The sequence below is a fragment of the Halorubrum xinjiangense genome (assembly GCF_900102375.1).
Lineage (GTDB): Archaea > Halobacteriota > Halobacteria > Halobacteriales > Haloferacaceae > Halorubrum > Halorubrum xinjiangense.
Genome location: NZ_FNBO01000002.1, coordinates 217,802 through 231,669, shown reverse-complemented (window position 1 = coordinate 231,669; position 13,868 = coordinate 217,802). Strand labels below are relative to the sequence as shown.

Genomic DNA, 13,868 nt, shown 5'->3' with positions numbered 1-13,868 from the left:
TACGCTGATCACGATTTATTGCTTTGGAAGTTTCAGAGTATCGACCATTCAACTCGTCGAGAAGAGTTCGGTCCCGGCGACGCGGCGACGACCCGCAAACCCCTAAGTCGCGGGGACCCAACCCGGCGTATGGTCGAGGCTCCACAGACCGCCGAAGGGTGGTTCTCGCTGCACGACTTCCGCGCTATCGACTGGGACGCCTGGCGCGAGGCGCCCGAGTCCGAGCGCCGACGAGCGATCGAGGAGGGTGAGGCCTTCCTGAAACACCGCGAACTGGTCGCCGACGCCGACGCGGGCGAGTCCGCGCTCTTCTCCGTGCTGGGACACAAGGCCGACCTCCTCTGTATCCACTTCCGGCCGTCGCTCGACGACCTCTCCGCGATCGAGCGCCGCTTCGAGGACACCGCGCTCGCGAAGTTCACGGAGCGCGAGACCTCTTACGTCTCCGTCACCGAGGTGTCGGGGTACGTCTCGGACGACTACTTCGAGGAGGGGGCCGACGCCGTCGACGAGGGGCTGCGCCGATACATCGAGGGGAAGCTCAAGCCCGAGATCCCCGACGACGAGTACGTCAGCTTCTACCCGATGAGCAAGCGCCGCGGCGAGGAACACAACTGGTACGACCTCAAGTTCGAGGAGCGCGCCGACCTGATGGCCGGCCACGGCGAGGTCGGCAAGGAGTACGCCGGCAAGATCAAGCAGGTAATCGCCTCCTCCGTCGGCTTCGACGACCACGAGTGGGGCGTCACGCTGTTCGGCGCCGACCCAACCGACATCAAGGACATCGTCTACGAGATGCGATTCGATCCAGCCTCCTCGCGGTACGGCGAGTTCGGCGACTTCTACGTGGGCCGCCGGTTCCCCCCGAGCGACCTCGACGCCTTCCTCGCCGGCGAGACGGTCCCGACCGGGCGCGATCCCGAGGGGGACGGCGCCGGCCATCACGGTGAAGGCGGCCACGGCGAAGGCGGTCATCACGGCCAGGGCGGCGGCCACAGCGAGGGCGGCGGCCACAGTGAGGGCGGCGGCCACAGTGAGGGCGGCGGCCACGGCGACGGCGCGCACGGGCGCGGCGAGGGACACGACCACTCGGGCGCCGGCGGCGGCTCCGCCCACGGCGACCATCCGCACGGCGACGGCGAGGCCGGCGGCGAGGGCGACCATCCCCATGGCGAGGGGGAGACCGGCGGCGACGGTGGCCACGACGACGAAGCGTCGGACGAGGACATCCGCGGCGAGCTCGCCGACCTCGACATCTACGCCGGGAAGCCCCACGGCGAGGACGTGTACGCCACGGTGCTGTACAGCGAGGCCGACGTGGACGCGCTGTTCGACGAGGTCGAGGGGCTGCGCGGCAACTTCGACCACTACGGCACGCACGTCAAGACCGCGGTGTACGAGGGCCGCCACACCGACCGCGCCGCAGTCGTCTCCATCTGGGACACGGCGTCGGCGGCCGAGACCGCGGCCGGGTTCCTCTCCGAGCTGCCCGACATCGTCGCGCGCGCCGGCGAGGAGTCCGGCTTCGGCACGATGGGGATGTTCTACACCGTCAAGCCAGACTATCAGTCGGAGTTCGTCGCCACCTTCGACGACGTCGGCGACCTGCTCGGCGAGATGGACGGCCACGTCGAGACCGACCTGATGGTGAACACCGAAGACGAGAACGACATGTTCATCGCCAGCCAGTGGAACGCGAAGGAGGACGCGATGGCCTTTTTGCGCTCCGACGAGTTCTCCGAGACGGTCCAGTGGGGCCGTGACGTGCTCGCCGACCGCCCGCGACACGTCTTCTTGGCGTAAGGTAGCCTGACTGGCGAGACTTTTTATATACTCGACAGCGGACCGGTGGCGAGCGCGGCCAAAGCCCCAGCCGCTCGCTTATAAATGATCGACGGTGGATCGACGGCAGATACCTCCAAAGCCCCAGCCGTGAGGCGGGCGCACGCTCGCTGCGGTCCTCAGTCACTCGCTCCGTTCGTTCCTTGCGGTCCTTGCTTCGCCTGCGCCCGCCTCACGGCTGCCCCTTTGAGTCCCACCCCGCCCCGCGCAGCACCGCAGCCTCACGCCTCCCCAGCCTCGTCGGTGGTCCTCCGCTGCGCTCCGGACCACCGACTCCCTCGCGCGTGCGACTCGCGCCCTGCGGGCGCTCGTCGGCACGCGCCACCGCCCCGTCCGGTCACTTATAAATCGTGTCTCCGCCGCGGCGGCGCGTCCGCCGCCCCGGGCCCCCTCCGCCGACCGCCGGGTTTTAGGTGCCGTTGCGGCGAACGAGGGTCCATGTTCGACACCATCGTGGTCGCGACCGACGGCTCCGACAGCGTTCGGCGGGCCGTCTCGGTCGCGGTCGACGTGGCGGCGCGGTTCGACGCCGAGGTCCACGCGGTGTACGTCGTCGACGCCGGCGAGGTCGAGTCGTCGCCCGACACGGTCCAAGATGACCTCCGGGACGCGCTCGACGACGAGGGGAGCGACGCGCTCGACCGCGTCGCGGACGCGGCCCACGACCGCGCCGACGACCTCGACGTGACCATCGAGGTCCGCGAGGGGCGCCCCGCCTCGGAGATCGACGCCTACGCCCGGTCGGTCGACGCCGACCTCGTCGCGATGGGCACCCGGGGGCGCCACGGAGAGAACCGCTTCCTCATCGGCTCCGTCGCGGAGCGCGTCGTCCGGACCTGCCCCGTCCCGGTGTTGACGGTGCGACAGCTGACCGAGGAGGACCCGCGGCGCACGACGATCTGAGCGCCGCGAGGGCGACGCGCCCGCTGCGCGGCGCGAGAGCGGCGGAGTTTTCCGGCTGCCGCCCGCCTCGACGGTATGGACGACGACCTCATCGAGACGGGGGAGGCCCCGCGGTCGCGGTACACGAAGCTGCCGGGGAAGGGGTTCTTCTACCCCGACTCGCTGGACGACGAGCGCGCGGAGCGACGAGCGAGGGAAGCGATCGAGGGCAGCGAGGCGGTCGTGATCGCCGACGGCGACGCCGACGGCCTCGCCTGCGCGGCGATGGTCCGCGAGGCGTACGACGCCGCGCTCGACGTCGCGCCCTTCGAGGACGCCATCGCGGCGCGGCTGGCGGACGATGACGACGAATCGGACGAGACGGCGGCAGACGACGGAGAGAGCGAGAGCGATGGCGACGACCCCCTCGCCGACGCCCACGCCGAATCCCCGGTCGGGCTGCTCTCGGCGGGCCCGTACTCGATAGACACCGCGCTCGAACGCGTCGAGGCGTACGCCGACGACGGCATCGACCTGTTCGTCTGCGACCTCTGTCCCGACGACTACGAGTGGATCGCGGAGCCGCTTGAGGCGCTCGCGGCGTCGACCGATTCGATCCGCTGGTTCGACCACCACCAGTGGGACGACGCGACCGCCGCCGCGGTCCGCGAGGCGGGCGTCGACCTCGTCGTCGGCGACTCCGACGAGGAGTGCACCGCAGACGTGACGCTCCGCTCGCTGGAGCACGCGTTCGACGACCGCTGGGCCGAACTCGCCGAGGTCACGCGCGACCACGACCTCTGGCTCAAGGAGGACCCGCGCTCCGACGACCTCGCCGACTACTCCTACTGGGCCGGCGCCGAGGAGTACGCGGCCGTGATCGGCGCCTACGGCGTCGACCTCCCCGAGACGGTGCGCTCGTTCGTCGAGGAGCGCCGCGTCGAGAAGGAGGCCAGGATCGACCTCGCGGTCGACCGCGCGGTCACTCACGAGGTCGGCGACTGGCGCGTCGCGGTCACCTACGGCCGCTGCTCGCAGAACGAGGTCGCGGAGCGTCTCCGCGAGGCGGGCGCCGACGCCGCCGTGATCGTCAAGCCCGCGGGGTCGGCCTCGATCCGGGGCTCCGAGGACTTCCGGCACGCCCACGAGGTCGCCGGCCGGGTGAACGGCGGCGGTCACCCGCAGGCCGCGGGGTGTAAGCCCGACATCTACGACGACATGCTTGATTACGCCCACCACTGGAGCACCGAAGGGCAGGCGTGTAAGCGCGTCATCCTCGCGGCGTTCGAGGCCGTCGCCGCGGAGGTCGCGGCCGAGGAGGACGACGCCGAGGAGGGCGACGCCGACGGCGCCGCGGCGGCCGAGTAGGGGCGTCGAGAAACGAGCGGTGTCGGCCGTGCCTACGAGGCGGACGGCGACATCTCGATGTTGAGGCTCTTCTGGACCAGCTGGGTGAACGCCATCGAGCAGAGGAAGTACCAGAGGATCCACATCTGGATCGGACCGACGATCCCCGTGTCCCAGGTGACCGTGCCGGCGAGCGGGACGACGAGCTCCTGCGCGGCGACGGCCGGGTACGCGGCGTCCGACCCGCGGTACCCGATCACCCAGAACATCCAGAGGAACGCGGGGATGGTGAGGAACATGATCCACACCATCGGGCGGAACTGCTCTTTGAACATGCCGAGCTGGTCGCCCATCGCCTCCATCTGCTCTTCCTGAATCGCGTCGAGCGCCTCGTCGTCGTCGCGCTCCTCGGCCTCCTTCCGGCGCTCCTGGATGTCCTTCATCCGCTCCTGGTAGGCGCCCATCTTCTCCATGTCCATCAGCCCGGCGCGAAGCAGCGTCGAGTACAGCCCCGTCCCGAGCGCGATCACCATGATCACGACGTAGAAGGGGACAACGTTCAGAAGGGGGCCGAGGACCACGTCGATGCCCCCGGCGATCGCGTTACGGACCGGGCCGACCGCGTAGCCGACGAACGCGCCGACCGTCGCCAGTCCCGCGAGCTTGTCCCACTTCGACCAGGTGGTCGTCTCGGGCGTCTCCACGTCGCTCCCGTCGGAGTCCTCCTCCATGCCGGCCTCGATCCCGTCGCGGTCGGCGAGGGCGAACCCTTCCTCGCCGTCGACGAGGATCTCCTTTTCGATGAGCCGGCCCCACTGCCCGCTGGTAATCTCGTCGCGGACGTCGACCCAGCGGACCTCGCCGCCGCTGGCGTTGTCGAGGACGACTTGAATGGCGTCCCGCATCTCGCCGTCCTCGCGGACCAGCGAGCGGACTCGCCGTTCGACTTTGCTCATTAGCGGCTGATTAGCGGTCGACGGTTAAGAACCTTGTAGGATCGCCGCTCAGATCTGCCCCCGCGACGGCGCGGATCCCCCTCGCTGCGTCGCGGCTTAGTTCTCGACGACGTCCCGGATCCGGTCGAAGACCTCGTCGGGGGTCGCCTCGCCGTCGACCTCGACGAGGACGCCCTCGTCGCGGAAGTGGTCGACCACGGGCTCGGTGTTGTCGTAGAACACTTCGAGGCGCTCGCGGGCGGTCTCCTCGGTGTCGTCCTCGCGCTGGATCAGCTCGCCGCCGCAGTCGTCGCAGACGCCCGGCTCCTCGGGCGGGTGGAAGTCGACGTGGTAGTTCGCGCCGCAGTCGTCGCAGACGCGGCGACCGGTGAGTCGGTCGACGAGGACCTCCTCGTCGACGTCGAGGAGGATGACGGCGTCGAGGTCCGTAATCTCCGAGAGGTACTCGGCCTGGTCGAGGTTGCGCGGGTAGCCGTCGAGGACGAACCCGTCGGCGTCAGAGAGCGCGGCCTCGACGATCTCGTTGACAACCGGATCGGGCACCAGTTCGCCCGCGTCCATGAACGACTTCGGCGTCCCGTACTCAGTCTCCATCTCCTTGTTCGCGCGGAGCGCGTCGCCGGTCGTGACGTGTTCGACGCCGTACTCGTCGGCCAGCTTCGCGCTCTGTGTCCCTTTTCCGGCGCCGGGCGCCCCCAACAGCAGAATTCGATGGCTCATACCGGAGCGGTCGCGGGCTGCCCCTAAAGGCTTGAAGATTCCGGCCAACGCTACTCGTCGGCGTCGTCCGGATCGACGTCCTCGTCGTCGCCCGCGTGAAGCCGGAGCCCCATCTCCAGCTCGAAGCTCTCGGCGTCGGAGGTCTCGAAGCCGATCTTCTTGTACAGCGAGACAGCGGCGCGGTTCCACCGCTCGACGGTGAGCCACACCTTCTCGACCTCGTTCGCCTGCCCGTGGCCGAGCAGCCCGCGGATGAGGTGCGTGCCGATCCCGGCGCGCTGGTACTTCTGGTGGACGAAGATCGCGAGCTCGTAGGCGTCGCCGTCGGGAACGAGCGTCGCGTGGCCGGCGGCCTCGTCGTCGCACCACGCGATCACGTTGTAACAGTCGCCAGGGAGGATCGCGTCCAGCCACTCGCGGATGCGTTTCTCGCCACCCGGCGGGATCCCCTGCGCGCGGTCGGCCGGATCGAAGGCGTCGTACATCTCGACGAGCGCCTCGCGATCCGCTTCGTCCCCCTCGTACGGCCGGATCTCGATCACGCGGTCCTCGCGGTCGGTGAACGTGGTCGGCGGCGGCGGGAACTCGTCCGCCACCGCGTCCGGGTAGCCTCGGTCGCTCATCTGACCAGCGTGACCGACGTCTTGGCGTTCAACAGGACGAACTCCGCGATCGACCCGATCGTGATCTTCCCCATCGGACTCGTGTGGCCGCCGCCGAGGACGATCTCCTCGAACGCCTCCGTCTCGGCGATCTCCACCAGGCGGCTTCCGGGGTCGCCCTCGACGCGTCGCACCTCGGCGTCGATCTCGGCCTCCTCGACGGCCGTCTCGGCGCGCTCCATCACCTCGTCGGGCGACACCGAGGAGTCCTCGTTGTCGACCACGGCGATCGTGAGGTCGTCGTTCGCGACCGCCGCCCGTTCGACCGTCCGGTCGAGCGCGCGGAACGAGTCGTCGCTGCCGCCGATCCCGCAGAGCACTTTCATGTGCCACCCCTCCACGCGACGATACAAAAGTGGATCTCCGAGCGGTCGACCACCGACAAGGCTTTTGCCCGCCCGCGGGGTTTCGAACGTATGAGCGATCATACCGGTTCGGCGGCCGACTCGGCCGACGAGACCGGCGACTCCGCCGCGGACCGGTCCCCACCCGAGGACCGGTCCCCCTCCGAGGGCGGCGACGGGAAGCCCGACTCCCGAGCGGGTGACGGAACGGACGAAGGGACACCGACCGCGGAGCCGGGCGCGACCACGGCCGACGAGCAGGGGTCGTCCGCGACCGGCGACGAGCAGGGGTCGTCCGCGACCGGCGACGACCGGGACGCGACCGGCGAGGAGCCCGACGAGGACGTGCCGCGGGACGTCCGGAAGTACGAGCGGTTCAAGAAGATGGACGGCGCGCGCTACGAGCGCGTCAACGAGTTCCTCCGCGACCGGACGTACATCACGGCCCGCGAGTGGGCGATCGCGCGGCTCTGCGCCGACTTCCGCACGGAGACCGGGGTCGAGATGACGAAGATCGGCGAGAACCTCCCCGAGCTCGTCCCCTTCATGACCGACACCTACACGCCGCAGGCGGTCAACCAGGCGCGCTACTCCTTCGAGGAGAAGGTGACGAAGGCGGGCGCGACGTTCCTCTACGGCGCGATGTCCGGCTTCTTCACCGCCGAGGACCTAGACGAGATGATGTACGAGGTGACGGAGGTCGCGAAGTTCCTCCTCGAAGTGGAGGGCGTCGACCTCGCGGTTGCCGACGAGCTGGAGGCCGAGGACAAGATCAGCGAGGTGATGCGCGACGTGCGCGCCTCCTCGGCGGACCTCCGCGGCGAGGAGGTGCGCTGTCCCGAGTGCGGGCACGTCCACGAGCCGACCGAAGAGTGACGATGGACCGGTTCCCGGGGGCGGCCGACGCGAGCCCCGACCCGACCCTCGTCGTCGACGGCGACGGCGTCGTCCACGCCGGCACGCCGAGCGTCGAGGCGGTGTTCGGGCTCGAGCCGGCGGCCCTCGCGGGACGCTCGATCGACGACGTGTTCGCGGACCCGACCGAGACGGAGTGGAACGGCTCCACGTCGATAGCGGCCTTCGAAACGGGTTCGGACGACGGCGACGACGCCCGCTCCGCGATCGCCCGGGACGAAGCGAGTGTCGAGGGGGCGGACGACGGCTTCCGACACGACGTGGAAGCGCTGGTCGACGCGGTGCGCGCCGGGGACTCCCGGTCGCTCGCCGACGGGTTTGAGCTGGTCGTGCGGCGCGGCGACGGCGTCACGGTCCCGGTCCGCGTCAGCGTCGGCGCCTTCGAGCTCGACGGCGACCCGTACGCGGTCGTCACCGCGATAGACGTCTCGAACGAGCGGACGCGACAGCTGGCGCTCCGGCGCCGTACGGAGACGCTCGAATCGCTCCACGAGGCGACCAGGGAGCTGCTGAAGACGACGGACAGGGAGGCTGCGGCCGAGGCGGCGGTGTCGTACGTCGACGACGTGCTGGGCCACCCGATCGCCGCGATCTGGCTGTACGACGAGGACGCGGACGCGCTCGAACCGATCGTCTGGACCGACACCGCCGACGCGGTCGTCGGCGAACACCCGACGTTCGCGGCGGACGGGCGGAGCATCACCTGGGAGGCCTTCGAGAGCGGCGAGCCAACCTACGTGGCGGACGTCGCCGAGGAGCCGGACCGCTACGACGACGACGCGACGATCCGCAGCGAGCTCGTCGTCCCGCTCGGGCGGTACGGCGTGTTGAACGTCGGCGCGACCGTCCCCGACGCCTTCGACGACTCCGACCTCGCGGTGGCGCGAATCTGGGCGGCGACGGTGACGTTGGTGTTCGTCCGAATCGAGCGGGAGCGGCAGCTCCGGCGGCGCGAGGCGGAGGTGGCCCGCGAGCGCGACCGCTTAGAGGAGTTCGCCAGCCTCGTCTCGCACGACCTGCGGAGCCCTCTCAACGTCGCCGCCGGCAACCTCGAAATCGTCACCGACCGCCTCGCGAGCGAGTCGATAGACGTCGAGGAGCTGGGCGCGGTGAAGCGGTCGCTCGACCGCATGGACGCGCTCATCGAGGACCTGCTCGCGCTGGCGAGACAGGGCTCCGGGATCGACGGGACCGAGCCCGTCCCGCTGGCCGACCTCGTCGCCGAGTGCTGGGAGACCGTGGACACCGAGTCGGCGACGCTGTCGGTCGAGACGGACGCCGTCGTCGCCGCGGACCGGAGTCGCCTGCGACAGGCGCTGGAGAACCTCTTCGGCAACGCGGTCACCCACGCGGGCCCAGCCGTCGCCGTCGCGGTCGGCGTACTCCCCGACGGCGACGGCTTCTACGTCGAGGACGACGGGCCCGGGATCGACCCCGCGGACCGCGAGACGGTGTTCGAGGCGGGGGTGACGAGCGACCCGGACGGGACGGGCTTCGGGCTAAAAATCGTCGCCGAGGTCGCCGAAGCGCACGATTGGACGGTCGAACTCGCCGAGAGCGAGACGGGCGGCGCGCGGTTCGAGTTCCGCGGCGTCGACGTCGAGTCGGGCGAAGAGCGGGAGTAGGCCCCGCTCAGTCGTCGGCGGGCGCCGCGCTCGCGGGGTCGAGCCCGTCGCCGTGGCCGGGGACGGTGCCGTCGTCGTTCCAGCCGCGGAGCGAGTAGTACTCCGAGAGCGCCGCGTCGAACCCCTCGATGGCGTCGGCGTACGGGAGCGTGTCGTCGCTCCGGTCGAAGCCGCGGGCGTTGTTGAACGCGCGCTCCAGTTCGACGATCCGAGCGCCCAGCGTCTGAAGGACGTCGTAGTCGGCGTCGAGCAGCGCCGCGAGCCGGTCGTCGGTCACCGTCCCCCGCGAGAACTTACAGACGACCGCGGAGTCGAGGACCGCGTTGCGGTTCTCCTTCGCGACGAGCTTCGGCGGCTTCCCCGCCAGTCCCTGGGGGTCGAGCGCGTCGTCGGGGTCGACGAGCGGGTACTCGTAGGGGTAGAACTCCCCGTACATGTGGTCGGCGCCGCGGTTCGCGGTCGCGAACGCGAGCCCCTGCCCGTTGAGCGCGCGACCGTCGTGGCCGGAGAAGGCCATCCCCTTCACCGTCCAGTCTTCGGCGCCGAACTCCTCGCTGGCTCGGTGGACGCCCTCCGCGAGCTTGTCGCCGACGCCTTCGCGGTAGGCGATCTGCTCGACGAGCGAGCGAACGAGGTCGGCGTTGCCGAACTCGTCTTCGCTCTCTAAGAACATCGAGACGACGTCGCCACAGGAGATGGTGTCCATCCCCAGCTCGTCGCACAGCTCGTTCGCGCGCATCACGTCGACGACGTCGTCGACGCCCGCGTTCGAGCCGAACGCCATCACCGTCTCGAACTCCGGCCCCTCCGTCTCGACGCCCGTCTCCTCGTCGCGCGTGGGGAGCTTACAGGCGAACGCGCACTGCGAGCAGGTCCCCTTCTCGTACTTTTTCTCCTCGACGCGGTCGCCGGAGATCCCCTCGACGCCCTCGAAGGAGGTCTCCGCGAAGTAGTACGACGGGAGCGCGTCCACCTCGTTTGCGAGCTCCGTCACGCTCGTCGTCCCCTGCCGTTTCATGATCGAGTCGGAGGTGGCCGCCTCGCGGTGGACCTCGCCCGCCTCGTCGGGCCAGTCGAGCTCTACCGCGGCGTCCGCATTGCCGTCGAAGGTGAGCGCTTTCACGCCCTTCGAGCCGAGGACCGCGCCCAGCCCGCCGCGCCCGAACGCCCGCGTGTCCGAGGTCATGATCGACGCGAACCGGACCGCGTTCTCGCCCGCCGGCCCCACGCAGGCGACGTGTTCGGGCCCCAGATCGCGCGTCTCGGCGAATCGGTCGGAGACGGCCGACACCTCGGCCGCCGCCAGGTCCGGGACCTCCTCGAAGGTCACGTCCGGCTCGCCGTCCGCGCCGACCTCGCGGACGTGGACCGCGAGCAGCTCGTCGCTCGCGCCGACCAACTCGACCGCGGCGTACCCCGCGCCGGTGAAGTTCCGCGAGAGGAACCCGCCCGCGTTCGACGACAGCAGGCCGTTCGTGAGCGGCGAGAGGCCCGTGGCGGCCATCCGCCCCGTGTAGGAGGTCGTCGAGTACTGCATCGGCCCCGTCGAGAGGTAGAGGCGGTTCTCCGGGCCGAGCGGATCGGCGTCGAACGGGATCCGGTCGTACGCGAGCGACGTGTTGAGCCCGCGGCCGCCGACGAACGACGCGAGCCGGTCGTCGATCGGCTCCGTCGACGCGGTCCGCTCGGTCAGGTCGATCGTGAGGAGCGGCCCCTGTGCGTGTCTCATGGGGCCACAGAGCATGCGGGCGGCGATAAAACTCGGGGTGGTCGCAGTTTAAATATCAGATAGCGGCGGTGCGATCGCTTATAAAGAACGGTGCGGTCGGCGCGTGCCTCCGAGTGGCCGCCGAAGGCGGCCGCGAGGAGCACGCGCGAGGGAGTCGCGAACGCCCGCAGGGCGTGAGCGACGAGGCTGGGGAGGTGTGAGGCGCGGTTGCGGTGCTGCGCTGGGGAGGACTCAAAGGGGCAGTCGCGAGGACGGCGCAGGCGACGTAAGCATCGGAAGAAGCGAGTGGAACGAGCGACTGAGGAGCGCAACGAGCGTGCGCCGTCCTTGCGACTGGGGCTTTGGAGGTGTTTGCCGCCGATCCGTTATCAACCATTTATAAACGGACGGCTGGGGGTTTGGCGGTGTCCTACCTCGGAGGCATATGTGAGTTCGTGACAAAATTACCCACTTCAAACCTGCTAACTGAAGGGGTTATCAGCGGTCTCCAAGCGTGTGAAACCCTCAACCACGTCGAAGTCGTCGTCAAAGGAGTAGAGGTACTCAACGCCTTCCCGATTCAAGTACGCGGCGATGGTCGCGTCCACGAACGAGAGTTCGCTGTGTTGGCGAAAAAGTGGCTGTGCGGCGTTAAAATCCACATTCGGGGAGTGGACAATCTCGAAATGGGCGCCCTCGATAAGCCGATCCAGCAGTCGGTTCGCGGCATCTGTGCCAAGTTTCTCGCGAGAGAGATTCAGTAGCTCCGCGACGACGTAGTCCGTCAGGACGGCGTTCGGAAGTTCCCCGTGGTCGATTCCGCGGACGATCTCCAGAGCGCGGTCGTGGTATTCGTCGCGGGCGCTGGCACTGGCGAAGAGGACGTTAGTGTCCAAGAGGGCAACCGCCATCACTCCCCTCCGAACTCGGCCTCCGCTTCGACGGCGTTCGTCTCACCGGCGTCCACGGGTTCGAAATCGTCGAACACGCCCTCGCGTTGATGGACGATCTCGACCGAGAGCGCACCGCTGTCGTCTGTGGTCCACCGGAGTTTATCACCCGGCTCGATGTCGAGTCGCTGGCGGAGGTCTGCCGGAATCGTGACCATCCCCCGATCGCTGACCGTCGTTTCCTCGGACCTCTCCTCAGTCGCCATACCGGGATATTCTGGTTCGACTCTCATACATGTTTCTCCACATGTGGAGGAAGTAGGCAGCCGAAGATGCGGCTTCACCGTGCTTCCGAAGCTAATCGTCGAGGACGTGGTGTGTCACCGCGTCCGCCCCGGACTCCGTCGTCTCCAGCGTCGCGACCCGGAACGCGTCGTCCGCGCCCTCGACCGGAATCGGAAGCCCGCCCGGGTTCACGCGGACGGTCCCGTCGCGTTCCTCGACGCCGTGCGCGTGGGTGTGCCCGTGGAACACGTAGTCGTAGTCACCGCAGTCGACGAGCGCGTCGACGAGGACGCCGCTCGTGCCGTGCGTGATCGCGACGTCGACCGCGTCGGTTTCGCTCGCACCGTCGAACGAGAGCGCGGCAGCCTCGCCGTGGTACTCGCCGAACGCCTCGACCGTCGACTCGACCGCCCACTCGCCGTCGTTGTTCCCGCGGACCGCGTGGAAGTCGAAGCCGGCGTCGAACGGCGTCACGGAGAAGGGCGCGACGAAGTCGCCGCAGTGGACGACCGCGTCGACGCCCTCGCGCTCGAACAGCGAGACGGCCGCCTCGACGGCGGCGAGGTCGTCGTGCGTGTCGGAGACGATGCCGATTCGCATACCGACCGGACGCGAGCGCGCTACTTCAATCTCCGCCTACTCGCCGGTCAGCGCCTCGCTCGCGGGCGCGAAGTCGATGGTCTCCCCGCGTCCCTTCTCGCTCGCGCGCTCGTACAGCATGTGCGCGGCCGCGACCGTCTCCACCCCGGTCCCGCCGGAGTCGAAGACGGTCACCTCGTCGTCGCCCGTCCGGCCGGGGTGGTCGCCCGCGATAACCTCGCCGAGGTCGGCCGCGATCCCCTCCCCTTCCTCGATCAGGTCGGCCTCGACGGCGGCGAGGTACGAGCCGGCGTCCTGCGTCGCGCGCGCCCGGAGGTCGGGGACGTACGTCGCCCGCGCGACGAGCGCCGGCGGGAGTTCGTTCTTCTTCGGGTGGTACTGTCCCATCGCCGTGACGTGCGTCCCCGGCTCCACGTCGGCGTCGGCGATCACGGGGTCGCTCGCGGTCGTCGCGGTGATGACGACGTCGGCGCCCGCCAGTGCGTCGCTCGCGCTCGCGACCGCCGACACGTCGGCGTCGAGACGGTCGTCGAAGTCGGCGGCGAACGATTCACGCTTCTCCGCGGTCGGCGAGAAGACGCGGACCGCCTCGAACTCGCGAACAGTCGCGGTCGTCGCGACCTGCCCGCGCGCCTGCGCGCCGCTGCCGATCACGGCGAGTTCGGTCGCGTCCTCGCGGGCGAGCGCGTCGACCGCGACCGCGCCGGCAGCACCCGTTTTAAACGGGTTCATCGAGGCGCCGTCGATGAGCGCGAGCGGCGCGCCCGACTCGGCGTCGAAAAGCGGGGTCATGAACCACGCATCCTCCGCGCCGAAGCCGGCGGAATACGAATAGCCGCCCATCGCGCCCGTCTCCGGGAGGACGGCGGCGTAGGTCGTGAACATCCCCGGCGGCTCGCGGTTGAACAGCTTCGTCCGCGGCTCGGCGGGCGCGCCCTCGCCTACCTGTCGGTACGCGTCGCGCACGGCGGCGACGTAGTCGGCCGGCTCGGCGAGGTCGTCCACCGCGGAACTAGCGAGGAACAGGGCTTCGGTCATACTCGCCCGGTTGGGGCGGGGGAACTAAACGGTACAGGACGCGGCGAACGGCGG

At 69.5% G+C, this 13,868-nt stretch carries 14 protein-coding genes; 5 read left to right on the top strand and 9 right to left on the bottom strand.

Annotation, left to right across the window (positions count from 1 at the left end; all coding sequences use genetic code 11):
- The first annotated feature begins 129 nt into the window (after positions 1 to 129).
- The 3 genes from F3H13_RS04010 (at position 130) to F3H13_RS04000 (ending at position 4,092) form a co-directional block, all read left to right on the top strand.
- A complete protein-coding gene (locus F3H13_RS04010; RefSeq protein ID WP_149797768.1) occupies positions 130 to 1,803 on the top strand; it encodes a heme-binding protein in 1,674 nt (557 codons plus the stop codon).
- 477 nt (positions 1,804 to 2,280) lie between these two features.
- Positions 2,281 to 2,745, top strand: a complete 465-nt coding sequence (locus tag F3H13_RS04005; RefSeq protein WP_149797767.1) for a universal stress protein — start codon at positions 2,281 to 2,283, stop codon at positions 2,743 to 2,745.
- A gap of 75 nt (positions 2,746 to 2,820) precedes the next feature.
- Positions 2,821 to 4,092: a DHH family phosphoesterase gene (locus tag F3H13_RS04000; protein ID WP_149797766.1), complete on the top strand. Its 1,272-nt coding sequence runs from the start codon at positions 2,821 to 2,823 to the stop codon at positions 4,090 to 4,092.
- 32 nt (positions 4,093 to 4,124) lie between these two features.
- Here the strand turns inward: F3H13_RS04000 and F3H13_RS03995 are convergent, their stop codons facing one another.
- The 4 genes from F3H13_RS03995 to F3H13_RS03980 all read right to left on the bottom strand — a co-directional run bounded on the left by F3H13_RS03995 (position 4,125) and on the right by F3H13_RS03980 (position 6,735).
- A complete protein-coding gene (locus tag F3H13_RS03995; protein WP_149797765.1) occupies positions 4,125 to 5,027 on the bottom strand; it encodes a DUF106 domain-containing protein in 903 nt (300 codons plus the stop codon).
- Between the two features lie 96 nt (positions 5,028 to 5,123).
- A complete protein-coding gene (locus F3H13_RS03990) occupies positions 5,124 to 5,747 on the bottom strand; it encodes an adenylate kinase (protein WP_149797764.1) in 624 nt (207 codons plus the stop codon).
- 50 nt (positions 5,748 to 5,797) lie between these two features.
- Positions 5,798 to 6,370 (bottom strand): GNAT family N-acetyltransferase, encoded by a 573-nt coding sequence (locus F3H13_RS03985; protein WP_149797763.1) that lies wholly within the window; start codon positions 6,368 to 6,370, stop codon positions 5,798 to 5,800.
- Complete coding sequence (locus tag F3H13_RS03980) at positions 6,367 to 6,735, bottom strand: universal stress protein (protein ID WP_149797762.1); 369 nt, start codon at positions 6,733 to 6,735, stop codon at positions 6,367 to 6,369. The genes F3H13_RS03985 and F3H13_RS03980 overlap by 4 nt, the downstream gene beginning before the upstream one ends.
- A 90-nt stretch (positions 6,736 to 6,825) precedes the next feature.
- On the opposite strand from F3H13_RS03980, the gene F3H13_RS03975 reads away from it, so the two are divergent.
- Both F3H13_RS03975 and F3H13_RS03970 read left to right on the top strand, forming a co-directional pair.
- On the top strand, positions 6,826 to 7,629 hold the full coding sequence (locus F3H13_RS03975) for a DUF5806 family protein (RefSeq protein WP_149797761.1): 804 nt from the start codon (positions 6,826 to 6,828) through the stop codon (positions 7,627 to 7,629).
- The gene (locus tag F3H13_RS03970; protein WP_149797760.1) at positions 7,626 to 9,293 is read left to right on the top strand and encodes a sensor histidine kinase; all 1,668 of its coding nucleotides are present in this window, start codon (positions 7,626 to 7,628) and stop codon (positions 9,291 to 9,293) included. Before F3H13_RS03975 ends, F3H13_RS03970 begins: the two co-directional genes overlap by 4 nt.
- Positions 9,294 to 9,300: 7 nt before the next feature.
- On the opposite strand, the gene F3H13_RS03965 is transcribed toward F3H13_RS03970, so the two are convergent.
- From F3H13_RS03965 to F3H13_RS03945, 5 genes are all read right to left on the bottom strand, one after another.
- A complete protein-coding gene (locus F3H13_RS03965) occupies positions 9,301 to 11,022 on the bottom strand; it encodes an aldehyde ferredoxin oxidoreductase family protein (RefSeq protein ID WP_149797759.1) in 1,722 nt (573 codons plus the stop codon).
- A 461-nt stretch (positions 11,023 to 11,483) separates the two neighbouring features.
- Positions 11,484 to 11,912: a type II toxin-antitoxin system VapC family toxin gene (locus tag F3H13_RS03960; protein ID WP_149797758.1), complete on the bottom strand. Its 429-nt coding sequence runs from the start codon at positions 11,910 to 11,912 to the stop codon at positions 11,484 to 11,486.
- On the bottom strand, positions 11,912 to 12,157 hold the full coding sequence (locus F3H13_RS03955; protein WP_149797757.1) for an AbrB/MazE/SpoVT family DNA-binding domain-containing protein: 246 nt from the start codon (positions 12,155 to 12,157) through the stop codon (positions 11,912 to 11,914). Before F3H13_RS03955 ends, F3H13_RS03960 begins: the two co-directional genes overlap by 1 nt.
- 91 nt (positions 12,158 to 12,248) lie before the next feature.
- Positions 12,249 to 12,776 (bottom strand): metallophosphoesterase, encoded by a 528-nt coding sequence (locus tag F3H13_RS03950; RefSeq protein ID WP_149797756.1) that lies wholly within the window; start codon positions 12,774 to 12,776, stop codon positions 12,249 to 12,251.
- A gap of 36 nt (positions 12,777 to 12,812) precedes the next feature.
- Positions 12,813 to 13,814 (bottom strand): ornithine cyclodeaminase family protein, encoded by a 1,002-nt coding sequence (locus F3H13_RS03945; RefSeq protein WP_149797755.1) that lies wholly within the window; start codon positions 13,812 to 13,814, stop codon positions 12,813 to 12,815.
- Between the last annotated feature and the right edge of the window lie 54 nt (positions 13,815 to 13,868).